The sequence below is a fragment of the Helicovermis profundi genome (assembly GCF_033097505.1).
Lineage (GTDB): Bacteria > Bacillota > Clostridia > Peptostreptococcales > Acidaminobacteraceae > Helicovermis > Helicovermis profundi.
This window is the reverse complement of record NZ_AP028654.1, coordinates 1574275-1596765: the sequence shown is the minus strand read 5'-3', so window position 1 is coordinate 1596765 and position 22491 is coordinate 1574275. Positions and strand designations below refer to the sequence as shown.

Sequence of the window (22491 nt, the reverse complement as noted above, 5' to 3'; positions counted from 1 at the left end):
AAATAATAATGCAATTTTACTTGCATTATTATTTAGATATGGTATCATTAATTGAAGAATTGTTAAGGGAGGCTTACAAATGAGTAGTTCCAGAGAAAATATTGAAGTTAAAATTAATAAATCTTGGTGCAAGGGTTGTGGCATATGTGTTGCATTTTGTCCAAAACAAGTACTTGGATTTGACAGTGAAGGTAAAGTTGAAATGCAAGACAGAGAGAATTGTATTAAATGTGGACAATGTGAACTTAGGTGTCCTGATTTAGCAATCTATCTTGGAGGTGTAGATAATGAGTAAAAATATTAAATTAATGCAAGGAAATGAAGCTTTAGTTATGGGGGCATTAGCTGCAGGTATGAAATTTTTTGCCGGTTATCCAATTACACCATCAACAGAATTAGCAGAAATTTCTGCAACTGAACTTCCTAAGATTAATGGAAGATTTATTCAAATGGAAGATGAAATTGGTGGTATAGCGGCAGCCATTGGCGGATCAATTGCTGGTTTTAAATCTATGACTGCAACAAGTGGACCTGGATTCTCGCTAAAACAAGAAAATTTAGGATACGCTTCTATTGCTGAAATACCGTTAGTAGTAGTAAATGTTATGAGAGGTGGACCAAGTACAGGACTACCAACATCACCAGCTCAAGGTGATATTATGCAAGCAATGTGGGGAACACATGGAGATCATCCTGTAATTGCCTTATGTCCAAGTTCGGTAAGAGAAACATTTGATGAAACTGTAAGAGCTTTTAATTTAGCTGAAAAATATAGAATGCCTGTAATAATCCTTACTGATGAAGTAATTGGACATATGAGAGAAAAAATTGAAATTCCTACAAAAGAGGAAATTGAAATTTACGATAGACTAAAGCCAGTAGATGGAGAAGAATACAAAGCGTATGGAGTTCGTGAAGGAGACATTGTTCCAAGAATGGCTGATTTCGGAACAGGACATAGATATCATATAACAGGATTGTTCCACGATGAAACTGGATTTCCTAGTAATAGTACTGATAATGCGGATTTTATGTTAAATAGATTACTTAACAAAGTAAATGATAACTTAGATGATATCTTGAAATACGAAGAATATATGACTGAAGATGCTGATATTCTTTTAGTTTCATATGGATCTACTGCAAGAACTTCAATCGCTGCAGTAAACAGACTTAGAAAACAAGGAATTAAGGCTGGCCTTTTTAGACCAATTACTATATGGCCTTATCCTGCTAAAAGAACTCTTGAACTTGCTAAAAAAGCTAGTCATGTTTTTGTATGTGAAATGAATATGGGACAACTAGTTTTAGAAGTTGAAAGAGTTGTTAAATCAAATAGTAAAGTGTCTCATATTGGTAGAGCAAATGGAGAAATATATGCTCCAATTGAAATAGTAGAAGAAATTAAGGAGGTACTAAGTCATGAATAGTGAATTAGTAAGTAAGTTTTATAGATTAGATAAACTTCCTCATATTTGGTGTCCTGGATGCGGACATGGAATAATTATGAATCAAATTACAAAAGCAATTGATGCTAAAGGCTACAATAAAGATGATGTTTGTATAGTTTCTGGAATTGGTTGTTCATCAAGAGCTCCAGGTTATATGGACTTCAATACACTTCATACAACACATGGTAGAGCACTTGCTTTTGCAACAGGAATAAAACTTGCTAATCCAAAACTTAAAGTTATTGTAATTACAGGTGATGGAGATGCTTCTGCAATTGGAGGAAATCATTTAATACACGCATGTAGACGTAATATTGATATCACTACAATTGTATTTAATAATAATATTTATGGTATGACGGGCGGTCAATATTCACCTACAACACCAACAAATGAATTTGGTACAACAGCTCCTCATGGAAATATTGACAAACCATTTGATATTGTAAATTTAGCTGGCGCTGCTGGTGCGACTTATACAGCAAGAAGTACTGCATATCATGCAAATCAATTAACTAAACTTATAGAAAAAGCACTTGATCATAAAGGTTTCTCACTGGTTGAAGCGGTAAGCATTTGTCCTACTTATTATGGTAGAAAAAATAAAAAAGGTACTGCAGTTGATATGATGAAATTCTTAAAAGATTCATTTATTGATAACAAAGTAGCAGAAAAATTACCACTTGAAAAAACAAAGGGAAAACATTTAATGGGTGAATTCAAGAATGTAATTGAAGCAGAATATACTGAAGAATACGAAAAAATTATAGATAGATTTTATAAGGAGGACTAAAAATGTCAGATCAAACTGAATTAAGATTAACAGGTTCTGGTGGTCAAGGTCTTATACTAGCTGGTATAATTTTAGCAGAAGCTGCAATATTAGATGGTAAAAATGCAATACAATCTCAAAGTTATGGACCAGAAGCCAGAGGTGGTGCTAGTAAGGCAGAAGTGCTTATTAGTAAAAACATTATTAATTTCCCAAAAGTACAACATGCAAATTTTGTATTAGCTCTTACTCAAGTTGCTGCTGATAAATATGCAAAAACAATTGTAGAAGATGGTATACTATTAGTAGATGAATCAGTAAACTTGCCAGAAGGTATTAAAGCCGCGAAAATTGTTAAAGCACCTATTATTAAAATAGCTAAAGAAGTTATCGGAAAAGCAATTGTTTCAAATATTGTTGCTCTTGGAGCTATTGTTGCACTTACTGATGTTGTTTCAAGAGAAAGTATTGAAAAAGCAATTCTTTCAAGAGTTCCAAAAGGTACAGAAGATTTAAATAAAAGTGCTTTATATGAAGGTTTTAAACTTGCTTAAATCTTAATTTAAGGAGTATTATATGCATAAAAAAAATGATCTATTAATAAGAATAGAAGAAAATTACATTAGACTTAGTAAAGGTCAAAAAAGAATTGCTGAATATATTTTAGAAAATTATAATAAGGTTGCTTTTATGACTGCATCAGTTTTAGGTGATATTGTAGGAGTAAGTGAATCTACAGTGGTACGTTTTGCAAACGCACTTGGATATGATGGATATCCAAAACTCCAAAAGGGTTTACAGGAGTCCATAAAAACTAAGCTTACAACAGTTCAAAGGTTTGAATTGTCCAAAGAAAATGATCCAAGTGAAAATTATATTAAAAAAATTATGTCATATGATATAAATAATATAAAAAAAACAATTGATATGCTTGATGAAGATTTAATAAAAAAAATTGGTGATTCTATTCATTCGGCAAAACGTGTTTATATTTTAGGGATGAGGAGTTCATCAGTTTTAGCAAATTACTTAGGATTTTATCTTAATTTTATAAGAGAAGATGTTAATATTATTTCAATAGGTGTACAAGATGTTTTTGATTATTTATTTAAGATAGGTGAAGACGACTTATTAATTGCAATTTCATTTCCTAGGTATGCTAAACAAACTTTTGAAATTGTTAATTTTGCTAAAAGTAGAAAAGCGAAACTTGTAGGATTAACTGATAGTGAACTTTCGCCTCTATACCAACTTGTTGATGATTGCCTTATAGCAAAATATAATATGAACACTTTTATTGATTCTCTTGTAGCACCAATGAGCTTAATTAACGCATTAATAATTTCTTTAAGTATAGAAAATAAAGATTCTGTAGAAAAGAATTTCAATGATCTTGAGAATCTTTGGAATGAGTATAAAATATATAATCCAAATATTTAATAATGAAATCTAACCTTAATCATTTTATCCGATGCCTTAGAGTTCTAATACCCCCACTTCTTAAAAAAGTGGGGATAAAGAACTCTAAAAAGGCCCTGGATTATGTTTTCTAAGATTCAGTGGGAGTAAAAACTCCCTCTGAATCTTAGAAATTCATTTATTAAGGTTAGATTCTTTTAATATAAAATATTTTTGATAAAATACTAATATTAAATAATAAATTTTGCTTTTAAGCAATAAAAATTACAAAATCATTTGTAATTTTTATTTATTTAGTATATAATATATAAGGTTAATAAAAATTCATTACTGGTGGTAATATGAATATATACAAAATTGCAGTGGATGGTCCAGCTGGTTCTGGGAAAAGTACAATTGCAAAAATTATTGCAAAAAAACTTAATATTATGTATTTAGATACTGGAGCTATGTATAGAGCTATAGCTTATAAAATTTTAAATAAAAATATTAAAATAGAAAATATTAATGATATAGTCGACATGATGAAAAATACTAAAATATTATTTGATAAAGACATAATTTTTTTAGATGGGATTAATGTGTCAAAAGAGATTAGAATGCCTAATGTAAGTAATTTCGTTTCAAAAGTTGCTTCAATTAAAGAAGTTAGAGAACATTTAGTAAAATTGCAAACGAATATTGCTAATAATAATAGTGTTATTATGGATGGTAGAGACATAGGTACGGTTGTACTTAAAGATGCTCAGTTCAAATTTTTCTTAAATGCTTCTATTAAAGAAAGAGCAAATCGTAGATATAAAGAAATGATAGAAAAAAAAATTGAAGTTGATTTTGATAATATATACAAAGAAATTAGTCAAAGAGATTTAGCTGATATAAATAGAAAAGAATCCCCACTAGCGAAAGCAAGTGATGCAATTGAAATAGATACTAGCACTATGAATATTGACGAAGTAGTTTTAAAACTACTTTCTATTATAAATAATTAATTTAGTTTTAACTAAGGTGGTTTATGTTTAAATTTATCGTAAAGACGGCTATTAAAGTATTTTTTAATATATTTTATAGAATTGACATAGAAGGTTATGAAAATATACCAAGTAATATTGGTTACATTATTTGTTCGAATCACATAAATTTGTCTGATCCTTTAGTTATTGGTATTTCGATTAAAGAAAATATACACTTTATGGCTAAAAAAGAATTGTTTAAATTTAAACCATTTGGATTGTTTTTTAGAGCAGTTGGTGGTTTTCCAGTTGATAGAGATGGAAATGATATATCGGCTATAAAAACTTCCTTTAAATTATTAAAAAAAGGTAAAGCAATTCTAATTTTTGCTGAGGGAACTAGAAATAAAACAAATAAACCTTTACTCGCAAAACCTGGTGTTGCTATGATTGCAATAAAGTCAAGAATACCTATACTACCGATTACTGTAGATTCAACATATAAAGTTTTTTCTAAAATTAAAATTATTATCCATGAACCTATTTACTACAGTGAGTTTTACGGAAAAAAAATCGAAAATGATGAGTATCAAAGATTGACACAAGATATTGTAAATGATATATATAAGTCAATTACAATTAAAAAATAAAGAGGTAAAAATGAAAATTGAGATTGCATTAGAGTCTGGTTTTTGTTATGGTGTTAAAAGCGCAGTTACTAAGACTATTGAAATTGCAAAAAAAGAAAAAAATGTATATACTTATGGTCAATTGATTCATAATGCTCAAGCATTAGAATATCTTAATAGTTTTGGAGTTAACACAACTGATAATATTGAGGATGCAATTGGCGGTACCTTGATCATTAGATCTCATGGTGTGAAAAAAGATATATATGATAAAGTTAAACTTTTAGATATTAATTTAATTGATGCAACTTGTCCATTTGTAAAAAAAATTCATAAAATTGTTTATAAATACTATAAAGATGGGTATCAAGTCTTTATAGTGGGAAATAAAAATCATCCAGAAGTAATTGGTATTAATGGATGGTGTGAAAATACTGCTATTATCGTTGATGATAATAGTATAATTAATGCTAATAATTCTCAAAAGTCAATTGTTGTTGCTCAAACAACAATTACTTTAGAGTTATTTAATAAAGCGGTTGAGAAAATCGCAAATAATGTCAAGAACTTAATTATTCACAATACTATTTGCTCTGCTACAACAAAAAGGCAAAATTCAGCTAATGAATTGTCTAAAAGAGTAGATTTTATGATTGTTATTGGAGGTAAAAATAGCTCTAATACAAAAAAGTTATACCAAATTTGCAAAAAAAATTGTAATAATTCACTGCATATCGAAATTGCTGATGAAATTATGGTGACCAATATCAAAAAGTATGATAAGATAGGTATAACTGCTGGTGCATCGACACCAGATTGGGTGATAAATCAAGTAATTGATAAAATAGAAAACGAAGGCGAGGGAACTAATAGTGGAAAATAATACTATGGAACAGATGTTACAACAATACGAGGATTCTTTTCAAATTCCTAGAAAGGGAGAAGTAGTATCAGGAAAAATCGTACAAATTTCGGAAGGAGAAATAGTTGTTAACATTGGTTATAAATCTGATGGAATTATTCCAAAATCTGAAGTTAGCAATGATCCAAACGTTTCAATTTTAGATACATTTAAAGAAGATCAAGAAATTGATGTTTTTGTTATTAAAGTAGATGATGGAGATGGAAACGTACTTTTATCTATGAAAAAAGTAAGCCAATTAAAAGATTGGGATATTTTAGAAGGACTATATGCTGAAGAAAAAGAAATTGAAGTAACAACTTCTAATGCAGTTAAAGGTGGAGTTATTACTTACTTTGGTGAAGTTAGAGGATTTATTCCAGCTTCACAATTAGATGTTAAATTTGTTAGAAATTTAGAAGAATATACAAACAAAACATTCAACGTTAAAATTATTGAGTTCAACAAAAGAAGAAAAAGAGTTGTATTTTCTCATAAGGTACTTGCTCAAGTTGAGTACAATAAAAAAATGGAAGCAGTTTGGGGTAAAATTGCTGTTAACGAGGCTATTGAAGGCGAAGTTAAAAGAATTACCAAATTTGGTGCTTTTGTAGATATAGGCGGAGTAGATGCTCTTATTCATATTTCAGAATTGTCATGGGGAAGAGTTGTAAATCCTGCTGATGTATTAAAAATTGGAGATAAAGTTAATGCTCTTGTAATTTCTGCAGATAAAAATACTCAAAAGATTTCTTTAAGTATTAAAAAACTTACTCCAGATCCTTGGTCATTATTTGAATCTAAATATGACACTGAAAATGTATTTGCTGGAAAAGTAGTTTCACTTACTGATTTCGGTGCTTTTGTTGAACTTGAGCCAGGTATTGAAGGACTTGTACACGTTTCACAAATTTCAAACAAAAGAGTTGAAAAACCTTCTGATGAGTTATCAATTGCTCAAGAAGTTAGTGTTAAAATTTTAGAAGCTGATATAGAAAACAAAAAAGTTAAGCTTTCTATTAAAGCGACATTATAATCAATAGAATTATTCAAAAAGACTTGTTTATACAAGTCTTTTTTTATTTTTTTGTTTAATACTAAAAGTTTGAGGTAAAAATACTATATATTTAAATTTATAAAAATGATATAATGGTACTAATAATTAAATTGGAGGACTTATATGGAAGGATATGAAAAATTTAAACAACAAATACTAAAAAAAACAGGGCTAGATTTATCTTTATATAAAGAACGACAGATGAAAAGAAGAATTGAATCATTAATTAAAAGACATAAAGTACATTCATTTGAAGAGTATTTTAAAGAAATTAACACAAATAAAGAAGTTTTTGATGAATTTATAAATTATTTAACAATTAATGTTTCTGAATTTTATCGTAATCCAAATCAATGGAGTATACTAGTTAATGAAGTTTTTCCAGAGTTATTAAAAGGGAAGAGCTCTATAAAAATTTGGTCAGCAGCTTGTTCTACTGGTGAAGAACCATATACTATAGTTATGGCACTAAGCACTATATTACCACTTAACAAAATTAAAATTATTGCTGCTGATATTGATAAAGAAGCAATAAATAAGGCTAAAGTTGGTATTTACAATGAAAAAAGTATCGCAGGAGTTCCAAAAGATATAGTTAAAAAATATTTTACTAAAGTTGGAAATTCATATAAAGTTAGTGAAGATATAAAAAAATGCGTTGAATTTAGAAATATGAATTTACTCAAAGATAAATATCCAGATAAATGCGATTTAATTACATGTAGAAACGTAATGATTTATTTTACTGAAGATGCAAAAGATCTTATGTATAAAAAATTTAACGATGCATTAATTCCAAATGGCGTTTTATTTGTTGGTAGCACTGAGCAAATAATTCTTCCACAAAGATTTAACTTTAAAGCAAAAAAAACTTTCTTTTATCAAAAGGTTTTAAAATAGAAGATGCTAGTAATTATATTGAAAATTTTAAGATATATCTTTAAGAAGCTTGTAACAAGCTTCTTAAAAAACAAATTCAACTGTTCTTTAAATGTATATTTAGGGAATAGTTCAAGAATTTAAATTTTGAAGTATGTTGACTAATTTTCTTGACTAATTTTTATATGTTTTTTTATATAGATATTTATATTACTTTATTCTAGCCTTTTTCTACCTACTTCGTTATAATGTAATTAAGCTAATAAAAAAATAAAATTTAAGGAGTTTCTATGAGACAAAAAAAAATTCTAAATGTTCATAATAAATCATCTAAACCAGATAATATTGTAAAAAGTGAAAACATGGTAATTGAAAGTTGCATTGAAATTGAAAAGTCTATGCCCTACTTCTTAGTTGATTTTTTTATTTTTTTAAAAAGTGCTGTTGCCATTAATACCAGACTTGCATATTTAAGAGATGTTCAATTCTTTTTAACATATTTAATATCGACCACTGATTTAGTTATAGAAGAATCTATTAAGGAAATTAAAGCAGAAGAATTAAATAGACTTAAAGCTAGAGATATAAATCGCTTTTTAGGTGATTACTGCTCTAGATATATTATAGAAACCAAAAATAGTAAATACGTTATGGAGAATCACAATAGATCTCTTTCACGTAAGCGTAGTTCATTAAGTGTACTCTTTAAATTTCTCTACAGAGAAGAAATAATTTCTAATAATATAACTGAAGGTTTTAATCCCATTAAACTTCCTAAGCCACAGCCTGATGCTATAAAAAAGCTCGAAATAGATGAGGTAGCCCTTATGCTTGACAGCGTAGAAACAGGGAGTGGATTAACCGATAAAGAACTTCAGTACTGGAAAAAGACTAAAATTCGAGACAAGGCTATTTTGATACTATTTACCACATATGGATTAAGGCTTAGTGAACTTCAATCACTTAATATCTCATCCTTTAATTTTGGACGTGGTGAATATAAAATTTATAGAAAAAGAGGTAAAGAAGTTAATATGCCTATTAATAAAAGTGTTGAAAGTGCAATTAAAAATTATATAAATAATGAAAGAATCAATTTTATAGAAAAATCTGAGGATAAAACTGATGCTCTTTTTATTTCACTTCAAGGAACTAGAATGACTACTAAAGCAATTAGGGCTATGGTTAAAAAATATACTTCTATACCTCTTGGTACAACAAGAAATAAAGGATATAGCCCTCATAAATTAAGGGCCACTGCTGCATCATCTCTTATTGAATATGGGTTTTCAATATATGATGTACAAAGTTTGCTAGATCATGATAACGTTACAACTACTCAGTTATATGCAGCGCATAAGAAAAATATTAAAAGAGAAATTGTTAAGAACTATGAACTTGAAGATGAATTTAATGAATAAAAAATTTAACTAAAATTATACTTTATGGCCTAGTATCCATAAGGCGATTAATTTTAGTTAAATTTTATAGCTACATAATTAATTAAATTATTTTATTTTATTTCAATAAGCAAGGTGGTTTACATAAAACAATTACGAAAACCAAAGTGCTTTTACTTATTATCTTCACTTTGAAAATTCAATATAAAAAGAGTTTTCATCTATTATTACACGTTCTCCATAAAAACCATCTAAAAGAAGATTATGGATATTTTCATAATCGTCAAATTTTAAAGTTGTAGTTTGTTCTTTATTTGAAACTTTATTAGTAAAGTCATATGAACAAACATACCTAAGTTTACCTTTATACATTTTAGAAAGTTTTATCAGTTTAAATCCATTTGCTAATAAAGATTTAATTGAAGCTATATTTTTTGGCGAAACTGTAGATAGTGCATATTTAAATTTTCTTCTTTTTTTTAAATAATCCATCGTTAACTTCATCATTATTTTTTGTAAGCTATTACCACGAAAATTTTTTTTAACTATTGTAGCTTCTATAAAAGCTACCTGATGTATTTCTTTTATATTACAATCTTTTGCAAGTTCAATTGTTTCACTGTCGCCATAAGAAAGAATTCGAAAAGCTACTAATTGTTTCTCTATTATTGTGCCAAGACAAAGTCCATTTCCAGAAAATGCATCAATTAATTCAAATTCTGTAATTTTCTCATATATATCTTTGTTTTGCATATTATCATATATTAAATCTTGAAGACAAAGAATTTTATCTAGCCATTTGTAATTTAATTTTATAATTTTATATTCATATTTTTTATGTGTGTCCGCATTAATTGCATCTCCCGTCATCCAGACTTCCTCTTTAACAATTATTTAAACCAACTCCTTTCTTTTATTATAGAATGTTTGAATAACAAATAATGTAACAAATACTAGAGTAATTATTCCAAGTATTCCTATACCAACGTTATAACCAAAAATAAGAAGAATGGCAAAAATTTGAGGTCCAAAAGTTTGACTAATTTTTCTAATGTTAGAATAGTAACCTAAGGCTTCGCCTTTACCAATATAAGTGGTAGCTTTTAAGTTCAAATAATACTCAGTTTGTGAAGCAAGTCCTACACCTTCACCTAATCCTAATATTGCTGAGGCTAGTAACATACCTAAAGGTGAATTAAGCATGGCAAATACTATAAATGAGGCGGAAACCAATAGCATGGAAAATACAACTGACTTCAATTTACTAAGTTTATTTCCCATATATTTTAATAGTATTGGTGATATATAAGCTACAAATATTCCATTTATTAAGTAAGCTCTACCAATTGTACCTGTTCCTATTTTAAACTCAGATGCATAAACTGGGTAGAAATAATCTAAAAATATTACTGTCATAGCCATCGGTACAGTAATTAATAAGAAAAATCCTATTATAGATGGATTTGATAAAAATTTTAGGATTCCAAGCTTTTCTTTTTCACTTGTATTTATAGATTTACCTCTATTTATATGTTTATGAGATTCTTTATCTTCAGCTGATTCCCAAAAGTAGAATCTAATAATTAATACAGCAATCCCCATAATAACAGATGAAATTAAGAACACACTTCTATAACCAATTTTCTCCATTAGAATCGCTCCAAAAACAGCGCCTGTATTAACACCAGCATAAACTCCTGCTGTTATAGAAGCAAAACCATTCTTTTTAGATGTTTCATCTTTAAATGATGCAGAAAAACTTCTCATAGAAATATATATTAATGCATATCCTACTCCATAAAATCCTCTTGAGAGAATAAATAAGAAGACGTTATTTGAAATTCCTGATGCAATGGTGCTAACAATAAGTATCCCTGTACCTATATACATAACTTTTTTCCAACCAATATTATCTATCAATTTACCACCAACAACTGTAAATAACGCACCTGTAAAAAATACGATTGAAATTGGTAAACCCATAAGAAAATCAGATGTTCCACCGCCACTCATAGAAGTATACAATTCTTTCATAACTAAAGGTACAAAACTTACTGGCATATAACAAGCAGTATATACAATATACGATAAAATTCTTAAGTTTCCACCAGTATATGACGTTGTAGCAAAAGATGAACTTTTTTCATGATTTCTCATATATTTTTTATTAGCATTCATAATATATAGAATTAAGAAAAGTACAATCTCAACCATAAAGAAAAACGATGTTGCAAATATGGTAATACTATCTAAAAGTATTATTCTTAGTGCCGATTTTATATATGCCTTATCAATTTTTATATTTATTAGAGCACATTTATTTTCTGAATCAACGATTGTAAATTTTTCAACTTTTAAATCTTTTTCATTAAATCGATATTTAAAATCATCCTCTTCTGCTGTTAATTGAGTTAAGTTAATACTTTCGATTTGAGGTATTAATTCAGCAATATTATTTAAATAATCTTCGTATTCTCCTATTTGAGAATAAGTTACACCATTATTAATAATTTTTGTAATATCTCTATCTATTGAATTAATAGTAGAAATACCTATATTTTTTGATAAATCAACGTAAGCGCTAGAAAACATATTATAGCTATATACGCTGTATAAAATTTGTATTAATCCTACAACTGATAAAATAATTATTAATATTCGATTTTTACTAATTTGTCCATTTTTAACATAGCTACCTTTTATGCTAAAAATACCAAGTATAATGAATGCAAAAATAATTAAAATAATTGCTATTTTTATCAACTTATTTGTATAATATGAAAGTTTGCTATTAATAATTTTATTATTTAATGCTATTTTATAAGCTGCTATTTGAGTATTTGTACTATCATAAATAGGCAATAAAATTTCAATTTTACCACTTTCATTAATAATTTTATATTTTTCACCTTCATTAAATGGAATGCTACTAATAATATTTTTTGAATCGTAATTATCAATTTTATTATAGGCGTACTTGATTTCTCCATCCATAAGCAAAATAGATGCATTATCAACTTCTTCATAATGATCTTTCCAATCTTTTATTAAAGAATTCATTCCATAAAAATTATTTATTTCCTTGCCGTATTTTAGGGCATATTGCAATTTGCTTATAAATTCATTTCCTTTTACAACTACACTTGCAACCTCAGATTCAATAAGATTTTTCTGAAAAGAATTTATATTTATAAAACTAGTTACAGACATAATAGTTATTATAAGCAATAAGGAAGCTACTAATAATTTTTCTTTCATTTTTTTATCCATAGAATACCCCTATCTTAAATTAGTTTTATTATTTAATAATTGTTTTATAAAATGTATCTATTATAAGAAGTAATTCTAAACTTGGTTTATAGTCTATTTTCTTTGCAACTTCAATATTAATACTAATACTAGGTGTTTCACCAAATTCTTGACCAAGTTTTCTTGGTAATTCTCCGCCAAGAACTTTTAGAATTCTATCTGCACCGAAATACCCAATTTCATCATAGTTAAATCTATATACTGACATTAATGCACCTTTTTTTACTTCTCTTGACCCTACTTGTGAAAAAACAGGTATTTTATTATTATAAAATTCTTCAAGGTAATCATATAAAACATTTGTATCTCTAGCACCTGTAGTAAGATAAAATGCATCAACTTCATTAGCAATTTCTTTATATGCTTTTTTTAGTTCTTGGTCATATCTAAGTTGATCCTCTGGATTTATAGGTTCACTAACATGTTTTTCAATTAGTTTAACATTATTACTTTTTGCAAATTCTTTAACTAAATCATAAGATGCTTGTACTCTACCGGATTCTGTATTTTCGAAAACAATACCTAAGGTTTTAAATTTAAATAGATCATAAAAAACATTTAATTGGCGCAGATACCTTTTTGTATCAACATGAGCCCAAATATTATCTTTTCCTGAATCTTCACTCGAAGCTGTAATTCCAGCACCAATGGCATTACTAGTTGAAAAAACCATAATAGGAGTTCCATTGATATTAGCTGATGCAAATTTGCCTGCTCTTGTACCAAGAACAATTACTAAATCGTATTTACTAGTATTATTAAGAGTATCAATTAATTCTTCCTGTGCTTTTTCATTCATATTATATAATTGGTAAAAAGCATCTTTATTAAAGTCAAGATAATCACTAATTTTAGGATTAGATAGATAATTCCAAATTTCACTTGAATCATCATCTCCCTCAGAATACGGTATATCATCGATTGTATTTACGATCCCATCTTTATAAAGCCCTCTAATTATCCCGTAAAAAGTACCTGTATAATTGAAATATGGATCATTTTCTAAGTATGCTATTTTAAATTTTTCTTTTGGTACTTGTAAATTTTGTTCAGCAAAATTTACTGTATTTGAAAATATAAGTAAAAAAATTGAAATAATGCTGAAAATTTTTCTATACATGTAATTCATAGTAAAACTCCTTTACATGTTACAATTTAATGAAAAATATATTATTTTTTTGATTTTAACTCTAATTTAATTTTTTCTATTTTATTCTTAGATTTAACTAATTTACTAGCTTCTACTACTTTTATTATCGCACTAGATATAAATTGATTATCTATAGAACTAATTGCTTTTACGACGTATATACCTGTCTTGTTTGGCGCAGTATATTTACCAAATTCATCAATAATTCCGTGACCTTCCTCGACTTCCCATATTACATTATTGTATGGGTCTCCTTTTACTTGAACATTAAATTTGAATTTTTCATTTATCTTTAGATTAACACTATCAGGAATAATTTTAACTTTTAACATATTCTTAGAAGCTATTTCAGAATTTTCTTTATATGCCCACCATCTTACTTTTATAATTTGATTCTTTTTACCAGCATTTACTCTAAGACCAATTTTAAAAGTACCTTTTTTTGGATACGTTACTGAACCGAGTTGGTAATTGTTTATATCTGCTTCAACTTCAGTTTTGTAGAATACTTCTGATGAACCATAATAAATCGCATCAGAATAATCATTATCAATAAGTTTTTTATTGCTCATAACAATTCCAAGCTTTATAAACACAGGTAACGCGCCTAATTTATGATCTATTTCACTCGATAAAAAATTCCTTCCAAACTTAAAATTTTCACCTATTTTAAACTCAATTTCACCAGTTGTAATATTATTTGTTAAATTTGAGAATTTTGGTATTTTAAACTTAAAATTAATTGCTTTATTAACAGAATCTAATTTTGATTTAACGGACGGATTTTCAAATTCGTTAATTGTTTCAACTTCACTAAAGACTTTTTCAATGACTGAATCATTATTAGCATTTTCAATCAATTTTTTTAATAATTTATTTGTGTATATCATTTGCTTATAAGGATTTGATATAACAGACTTTAAAATAAAAGTATTGTCAATTTTTATAATATTTAATTTTGCTAAGTATAATGGATTAATTTTATTTGTAGTTACACTCTCTGATAAATGCTTGGAAATAACTCTCTCATTATAATTAACATTATTATAATCTAGCTTAATATCTTTATTTTCAATTGCGTAAACGTTTTCATTAATCTTTATTGTTGTATTTTCGTCAATTTTCACAAAAAAATCATCAGTTTCGATTGAAAATACACTTGAATTAAATTCTTCAACATACCATTTGTTTTTAATTTGACTTGTATATTTATAGCTATTATTTTCATTTTGAACAAAATTACCATTTCCATCACAAACATTCATATTTAAGTCGATGTTAATTTCTAAATTACTATCTTTTGCATAAGTAATTAATTTTGCATTCATTAGTGTTGCTCTATTCAAGTTATTTGAAATAGCTAAAAAGAGTTCTACATTGTTATTTTTAAATAGCAATTGAGTTGTATAGTCATTTGTTGCTTCAAGTCTTTTTATTTCATTAATACCTTCCGATTTTAAAATTAATTTATACGTTTCTTCTTTTTTATTATAATTTTCTTTTGAAAAATCTTCTTCATTATTTGTTATAACTTGAATCTTCTCTGATAATTCTTCATTGTATTCAAGAGTCAAAAACATTTCTGTAGTGTTTTCTATTTGTTCAAAACCCTCAATTAATGATAATTTTTCTGTAATTGGTTTAGAAACAACAATTGTTTTACCAAAAGAATCTATAGCAATACCAGGTTCAATAGATAGAGTCTGGTCATCTATCATAACAACATTTAAGCCTTTAATTATTCCCTCGCCAAATACATATTTATTAATAAGGTTTATTTTGGAATTTATATATTCCTGTTCAATTTCAAAATCATTTACCGTTAATAATTTACCATAAAAATAATTACTTTTTATTAATTGTTCTAAAGAAAATTTATCCATGATTTGCCTCCATTTTATGTTTGCGAAATACACTTAATTAGTCCTTGTCTATTGTTGTAAATGAAAGTATTCGCTGATTATTAAGTCTTGAATCTAATGTATCAACAATCATAGTATTGATCCCAAGATACGAATGTTTATCTAAAAATAAAGTGTTTTTCAGTTCAATAAAATTATATTCCATGTAGGGTGGTGTTATTCCATCTAAAAACTTTTTAATGTAGTTTTTTTCAATTTTCGTCAGTTTTGTAGGTCGGTAACATAAAATGGTAAACGAGTACCTATTTAATCCAAAAGGTCGTTCATATTTTGTTTCTGTACTTCTTAGATTGCTTAAATTTGAATATAGTCTTGCGTTTTCTACAATAATTATCTTACAATTTAAAAATATTTTAAGAATAGTTTCTATATAAAACTTTGTTCCTCTTTTTTTATAGAGACTAGGTAGCATTTTAAATAAATCTCTTATTGAATCTCCATTCCAACTATTATCTATTTCGATTCCAATCCAACTTGAAATCCATTTTAACATTTCGTCTGAATTATATTTGTAATCAAAATTTCTTGAAATCAAATCAATTTTTTCCTCTATTTCTAAATTTATTGATTCAAAAATACTTAAAAACCTCTCTAAGAAATCTCTTTGTTCATTGGACTGGTAAATTTCTGGTAAATATTTGATATATGTATCCCTTTTCATATATACTCTTATTTTTGATAATTTTGGTGATTGACTTTTATTTCCATTAAAATTTATTTTTACTAATAAATATCTACCATAGGCTTTATCAAATAGAAAATCATCACCACTATTAAATTTGGTTAATTCAATTTGATTCTCAATTTCTTTAATTTTAAAATTACTTAATTCACAGAATTTCAAATTTTCAACATTAACGTCTTTTAATTTTAATGTATCAAAACTTTTATATTCAATTGTCATCTGTGTATTTTCTGTTATATCCGCATATAATCTTATTCTGTGCCAAAGATTATTTTCTACCTTAGAGTCAAGAATCGGCAAATAACAATTTCCATTCACTATTTCACTTACACCCGTATAGAATTTGCAAATGTTAAAAACCTTAAAAACACTATTATGTGTATTAAAAGTATAAATATTACCTAAATTATCCACATCAATATAGCTATAAGATTCATTAGTAATAATAGTTTTTACATCTGATAAATTTATAATTTTTATTTTTATACTATCGTTATTTTCTGTTTTAGCGGTTTCTAATATAAAGTCACACAGCTCACTTTCTTTTAATTCTAAATTTATGATATCTTTTTTATTCGATTTCTTTATAGATACAATCCTTCTGCTTGAGAGTGAATATTCAATTATATTTTCTATTTTATTCTGATCTGAAGAAGCTATATACAATCTATTTTTAAGGCTAATAATTTTAATTAATTCATATTTATCTATGTGATTTGATGATATTAATAATTCATAGCGCTTAAAACTATCATCATATAAATATAGATTATTTATACTATCCAAAATATAGATTAAACCAGAAAAATCCACTTTTACATATTTGATTTCATTAGGTAAATATAAGTTAATTTCTTTAATCAAATTAATATTATAATTCCAACTTAAAGACAATTCTTCATTATCTGCGATACTAACGTTTACAAGTTTACATTTTAAAAAGTCCTCTTTTTTATTCAGAGAAAAATAATTACTATTATACATATTTTCACCTCACTTTTTAAAAATTTATACTTCCATATTCATTTACTCAACATATATATTAATAGTTTTACAAAATATAACACTATTACTTGGTATAGCATTATATTCTAAAGATTTTTCAACACCTTTTCCAATTGGAAGTATATTAATATTTTTTACTAGTGAAATACCTTCAAATTGTTTGGTGAGTTGAAGTACATCATATATTGTTGGTAAATACCCAAGTTTATACGATGTGTTAACATTATAATTTTGAATTGGATTAAACAAATTATATATTGCTTCGTAAAGTTTTGTTTTATCAAAAGAATTTTGATTGTTTAATAAAATACTTATACTAAATTTTACTTCAATATAAGGTGAATCAATAATCTCAACATTTGTATTAACTATACTAAAATCTTCTAAATAAATTTTAAGTTCATTAATAAGGTTAACAGATATTTTGGGAAATTTAGCCCCAGTATAAGGTACAACAGTCAAACTTAACGTGTTTGAACCCTTATAACTATTTTCTGCTTTACAATACAAAATTCTAGTTTCAGGATATCTCATAATTGTTTTCTCATAATCATCTAATGTTATTGCAATATCAATATTTATATATTCTTTTAAAAAATCAATTTTTAAATTATCATAGTTACCTAACGCTAATCCACCAACAAAATCATTTGAGTTTTTGATTTTTATTAGCTCATTAAAACTCTTATTTGACGTTGAAAGTATTTTATTAGCTTTTACATTGCCTTTTTCGAAATTTGATTTAACCATATTAGTAGCCATAATATCTATTCCATTTTCTTCTGGAATTATTCCATATTCATTGTTACCAAAAATTAATTCATTTTCTTCATAATCGAGAGTAAAAACTTTGTCTCTATTTGATGATTCAAGAAGTGTATCAACATATTTGTAATCTTCCCAATAACAACTTTTATTCTTAAGTTTTGGACACGAAATAATTAATTCTGAATTTATTATATTTTTTAAATTTACCCTAATTTTTTGATATGGAAGTGCTGTTGATTTGCCTATTTTAGATGTAGTTATATACATTTCATCATAAAGTATTATTCTGAAATCTTTATTTTGAATATGGTTAATTAAAAAGTGATCATCTAAATTTTTAATAATAAAATCCTCTTCTGGTGCGTCTAACCAACCGGTACTATCCAAAATTTGAAAAAATTTAATACCTATTTTAAAAATGTAATCGTTAATTTCTAAGTATCCTTTTTTTGAATAAAAGTCTTTAATTATAGTATTCTTATTTATTGCTTCTACCTTATTAAGTTGAATCTGATAAATTATCAAAGGTAAGAACTCATAATTCTCTAATACTTCAATGACTAATTCTTTATATTTTTTTTTATCGCTTTTATTAATTTTAAATGAAATAATTCCACTTTTTTTGAATCCTAAAGTTGTATCTTCTATTATTTCAACATTAGAAACAGACTCATAATCATTTTTATAATTTTCTTTTGCAATAAATTTATACTTAATGCCAAATTTATTAGAAGCACAATTATCCAATCTTATTTTATAATCTTCTTTTATCACAAAGCTAATATTTAGAGTCTTATCGACTGGTAATTCATCATGAAATTTTATTATGAATTCATTTTTCTTAGTAATTTTTTTGCCTAATGGTTTATAGCCCAATTCGAATTTAGTTAAATATTCTGATAAATCAATATATGTTTTATTTTTAAAATTATAGTGAAAAATATCTGTAATATTATTTTTTATTGCAAAAAAACTTTTACTTGTCTCAAAAATTTTATCTTCAGCTACTAGTTTTAGACCTTTTGGAATAAATAATGATTGTTGAATTGGAGTAATTTCAACTGAACCATATGAAATAAATTTTTTATTGTTTTTTACACTTAATAATGAAAGTAATTTATTTTCAGAAATTTTTGTAACATTATTTAAATAATAGCGCTGCATTTCCGTAATCCAAGACAATAATTCTATTATAGTAATTCCAGGATCATGATAATTTTCATCAGTCCATTCATTATTATATTTATGAATATGATTTCTTGCTTCTTCTAAAATTTTATAAAAATTTTTGCTATCTAAATTTTCTAAATGTATCATAATATACCTCTTTTAAATTAATCATATGCTATTAAATGAACTATTATTCTTTACTTTTTCATTAGATTTCATTATATTGTGTTTACCGTGTTTTATAATAAACATATAATTACTTTCTAGTTTTTTTCTATTAAGTTCAATAGTATAATTGTTTTTTATCAAAACAAATTCTTCCTTAAAAATATTTATATAAACATTTATAAATTTTTCATTTAAGAATAGTAATAAACCATCAATTTTTGGTAATTCGTTTATTTTCCAACCTTTATTAAAATTTCCAATATCAATATTTAGATATTCGTTAATAGCATTTTTTATTGAATCTGTTGATATATTTTCATTATCACAATATACTATTAAACTATATTTAATTTCTAAAATATCTGTGTCTATTAAATCAATATTCTCCTTATTGATAGTTGCAGGCAAAACATTGTATAAACTTGATAATATCTCGTTTTTTAATGTATCGCTTATTTTGTACTTATAAGGACTTTTAGATATCAAAGCAAAAGTAAAATTCCCTAACACCTTTTTTAAATTTCTATCTCTATTTATTAAGCATTTAACATCCTTTAGTTCATCAAAACTTGTTATTAAAAAATGTTCATAATCTCTTATACTAAGTACCCTATTTTTACTTTTTATATCTTGAGCGGTTCTTGTAATCAATTCACTTTCATCTTCTATATCAGTTCCACCATAAGAACTTATAGGATTAAAAACTTTATTTATATATGCAATTGGAAATGTTGGTGATGTTATTTCAAAAGGTTTAATTATTCCCCCTGTACCATTGGTTATAGAAATATTTAATTTTATTAAACCATATTCTCCATATGGAGCTTTTTTTCCTAAAAAACCGTTTCCAAATGTTAATTGTTTTGAAATTGGATCAAAACAATAAACACAATCATCAGAATTTTTATCTAAAAAGGTATTGGTACGTTTCCATTTTTTATTTTCTACTAAAACTTCTATATCAACAATATTTTCATAGTCTATAAAATATTCAGATTGTTCTAAAAGTGTATCTAGTATTATATTATTTTCATAGCTAAGCTGATTTGCCTCAACAGAATTAAAATAAATTCCTTTAATATTATCAAAGTCTAAATTATCTGTTGTAATTTCAATCCAAGATGCTTCTATATTAAATAATTTAGTTGGAATTATTTTCTCTTTAATAAATAATTTTATTATTCCAGTTCCTGATAAATTAAAAGTTCCATCTAAAAATTCTATACTATTCGAATTTTTGTTTTGTACATTAAAATTTTTAGAAACAATTTTAATTTTTTTTGAATTTATAGAATAATTGCTTTTTTTAAATACTATCAATAAATTCAAAGTACCAATTTCAATTGTTTTATCTATTTCTAAATAAATACTATTGTTTTCAGTGAATTCATTTTTAAAAATTGTTATTTCTTTAGAATTCGAATAAACATTTGCAAAATGTTCTAAGTACTCTAGTCTGTTATACTCAAAAATATTATTGAATTTTACATCTTTTGTATAATTAAAAGCCAGATGAATGTTTTTAATTATAGGACTTTTATAAATGCCGTAAGTTTTAAATTCGTTTTCAATTTTTTTGATTTTTATTTTTATAGCATAAACTTCTATATCATCTTCATAATTTGCTTTTAGGTCAATTGGGCATATAAAATCAAAATTTATATGTGTTAAATTTAAATTTGCGTTAAATATCTTTTTATAATTTTTATCTATTTCTAGTTCTTTCCAAGACGTTCCGTTAAAATAAAGCCAATCTACTTCAAATATAGTAATTAAAGGTATTTTAAGTTTTTCAAATTCAGATTTTTTCATTACAATTTTCCAGTCAATCTTACTTTCATCAGTATTTATAATGAAATCGTTGAATTCTAAATCAAAGTCAATATTAATAATTGATCCATTTTTACTTAATACAGAATTTGAAACTATTAAAAACTCATCAAATCTTTGAAAGTTTTCCTCGAATGGTTTAATATTTTCATTATCATTTATTTTACTCACAGTATTTGTAGCAAAACTACTAATACTATTTGAAAAATTATAAGTAATTAAATTAATTAATGGATTCTTTATCGAGAATTCACTTAAGACTTTATCTATTTTATTTATCTTAATTCTGAAATTCGAACTTTCATTTTTATCAATTAAATAGTCCTTGTCTTTCTTTAACTCAAAATATGTACCAGTAAACTTAACACTAGAAAATTCCATCCATTTAGTGTTAGTTAGAAATTCAAAAGAAACACTATTTGATAGCAAATATTCTACTAATTGTTCAGAAAATTGTTTATCATTTAATATTAGTTTAAAGCTTGCTTCGTTTATTAAGTCATTAAATATAGTGCTCTTGAAGAATAATATATTTTCATTTAAGTTAAGGCTACTACCAGAAAAATAGTAATTTTCTATTTTTGATTTTACAATTGTATTTAATTTGGTATTTAGAAAATATACGTTAGATATTGTTATTGGATAAATACACAATTCTTCGCTTGTAAAAAAACTAGCAGCTCCTAAGGATGAAGAACTTTCTAAAGATGTACCTTTTGGAATTACTACCATTTTATTAACTCCAACACTTGATTCAAATACAACTTTCACCTTAGAAGGAATCGCAAAAAGAGCAGATGGATTTATAAAGTTCAAAAAAGAATAGTAATAATTTTTTACACTTGCATTTAATAAATCAATTGTTTCAATGGTTTGATTTAAAAATATGTTGGTCAGTATTGCACCAGGATCAGGTGTTTCAAAATTCAATTTCCATTCAGGCGTATAAGAGATAACTCTCTTTTTTAAAGTACTTTTTATTTCATTTTTTGATATATTATAAAATTTTGGGTATTTCATATT

The 22491-nt window shown here is 26.0% G+C and carries 18 protein-coding genes; 11 read left to right on the top strand and 7 right to left on the bottom strand.

Going from position 1 to position 22491, the window contains the following annotated elements; translation table 11 throughout:
• Window positions 1–79 precede the first annotated feature (79 nt).
• The 11 genes from AACH12_RS07000 to AACH12_RS06950 all read left to right on the top strand — a co-directional run bounded on the left by AACH12_RS07000 (window position 80) and on the right by AACH12_RS06950 (window position 9482).
• The gene (locus AACH12_RS07000) at window positions 80–295 is read left to right on the top strand and encodes a 4Fe-4S binding protein (RefSeq protein ID WP_338534721.1); all 216 of its coding nucleotides are present in this window, start codon (window positions 80–82) and stop codon (window positions 293–295) included.
• Complete coding sequence (locus AACH12_RS06995; RefSeq protein ID WP_338534720.1) at window positions 288–1430, top strand: 2-oxoacid:acceptor oxidoreductase subunit alpha; 1143 nt, start codon at window positions 288–290, stop codon at window positions 1428–1430. Before AACH12_RS07000 ends, AACH12_RS06995 begins: the two co-directional genes overlap by 8 nt.
• Entirely contained in the window at window positions 1423–2244 is an 822-nt protein-coding gene (locus AACH12_RS06990; protein ID WP_338534719.1) for a 2-oxoacid:ferredoxin oxidoreductase subunit beta, read from the top strand. Before AACH12_RS06995 ends, AACH12_RS06990 begins: the two co-directional genes overlap by 8 nt.
• Window positions 2245–2246: 2 nt before the next feature.
• Window positions 2247–2777 (top strand): 2-oxoacid:acceptor oxidoreductase family protein, encoded by a 531-nt coding sequence (locus AACH12_RS06985; protein ID WP_338534718.1) that lies wholly within the window; start codon window positions 2247–2249, stop codon window positions 2775–2777.
• 22 nt (window positions 2778–2799) lie between these two features.
• Window positions 2800–3663, top strand: a complete 864-nt coding sequence (locus AACH12_RS06980) for a MurR/RpiR family transcriptional regulator (RefSeq protein ID WP_338534717.1) — start codon at window positions 2800–2802, stop codon at window positions 3661–3663.
• A 320-nt stretch (window positions 3664–3983) separates the two neighbouring features.
• Window positions 3984–4634 carry a (d)CMP kinase gene (gene cmk, locus AACH12_RS06975; protein WP_338534716.1) on the top strand — a complete coding sequence of 217 codons (651 nt, stop codon included), beginning with the start codon at window positions 3984–3986 and terminating at the stop codon, window positions 4632–4634.
• A 23-nt stretch (window positions 4635–4657) separates the two neighbouring features.
• Window positions 4658–5245 carry a lysophospholipid acyltransferase family protein gene (locus AACH12_RS06970; RefSeq protein WP_338534715.1) on the top strand — a complete coding sequence of 196 codons (588 nt, stop codon included), beginning with the start codon at window positions 4658–4660 and terminating at the stop codon, window positions 5243–5245.
• 10 nt (window positions 5246–5255) lie between these two features.
• Window positions 5256–6107 (top strand): 4-hydroxy-3-methylbut-2-enyl diphosphate reductase, encoded by an 852-nt coding sequence (gene ispH / locus AACH12_RS06965; protein ID WP_338534714.1) that lies wholly within the window; start codon window positions 5256–5258, stop codon window positions 6105–6107.
• Window positions 6108–6111: 4 nt separating this feature from the next.
• Entirely contained in the window at window positions 6112–7161 is a 1050-nt protein-coding gene (gene rpsA / locus AACH12_RS06960) for a 30S ribosomal protein S1 (protein ID WP_338534713.1), read from the top strand.
• 144 nt (window positions 7162–7305) lie between these two features.
• Entirely contained in the window at window positions 7306–8082 is a 777-nt protein-coding gene (locus AACH12_RS06955) for a CheR family methyltransferase (protein ID WP_338534712.1), read from the top strand.
• Window positions 8083–8351: 269 nt separating this feature from the next.
• Entirely contained in the window at window positions 8352–9482 is a 1131-nt protein-coding gene (locus AACH12_RS06950; RefSeq protein ID WP_338534711.1) for a tyrosine-type recombinase/integrase, read from the top strand.
• Window positions 9483–9647: 165 nt separating this feature from the next.
• On the opposite strand, the gene AACH12_RS06945 is transcribed toward AACH12_RS06950, so the two are convergent.
• The 7 genes from AACH12_RS06945 to AACH12_RS06915 are packed head-to-tail and all read right to left on the bottom strand — an operon-like array spanning window position 9648 to window position 22488.
• The gene (locus AACH12_RS06945; RefSeq protein ID WP_338534710.1) at window positions 9648–10331 is read right to left on the bottom strand and encodes an N-acetyltransferase; all 684 of its coding nucleotides are present in this window, start codon (window positions 10329–10331) and stop codon (window positions 9648–9650) included.
• A 24-nt stretch (window positions 10332–10355) separates the two neighbouring features.
• The gene (locus AACH12_RS06940; RefSeq protein ID WP_338534709.1) at window positions 10356–12731 is read right to left on the bottom strand and encodes an MFS transporter; all 2376 of its coding nucleotides are present in this window, start codon (window positions 12729–12731) and stop codon (window positions 10356–10358) included.
• A 28-nt stretch (window positions 12732–12759) separates the two neighbouring features.
• A complete protein-coding gene (locus tag AACH12_RS06935; RefSeq protein ID WP_338534708.1) occupies window positions 12760–13899 on the bottom strand; it encodes an ABC transporter substrate-binding protein in 1140 nt (379 codons plus the stop codon).
• Between the two features lie 41 nt (window positions 13900–13940).
• Window positions 13941–15803, bottom strand: coding sequence for a hypothetical protein (locus AACH12_RS06930; RefSeq protein WP_338534707.1), 1863 nt, complete (start codon window positions 15801–15803; stop codon window positions 13941–13943).
• Between the two features lie 37 nt (window positions 15804–15840).
• Entirely contained in the window at window positions 15841–17511 is a 1671-nt protein-coding gene (locus AACH12_RS06925; RefSeq protein ID WP_338534706.1) for a hypothetical protein, read from the bottom strand.
• Between the two features lie 42 nt (window positions 17512–17553).
• On the bottom strand, window positions 17554–19617 hold the full coding sequence (locus tag AACH12_RS06920) for a baseplate J/gp47 family protein (RefSeq protein ID WP_338534705.1): 2064 nt from the start codon (window positions 19615–19617) through the stop codon (window positions 17554–17556).
• A 21-nt stretch (window positions 19618–19638) separates the two neighbouring features.
• On the bottom strand, window positions 19639–22488 hold the full coding sequence (locus tag AACH12_RS06915; protein ID WP_338534704.1) for a hypothetical protein: 2850 nt from the start codon (window positions 22486–22488) through the stop codon (window positions 19639–19641).
• Window positions 22489–22491 lie beyond the last annotated feature (3 nt).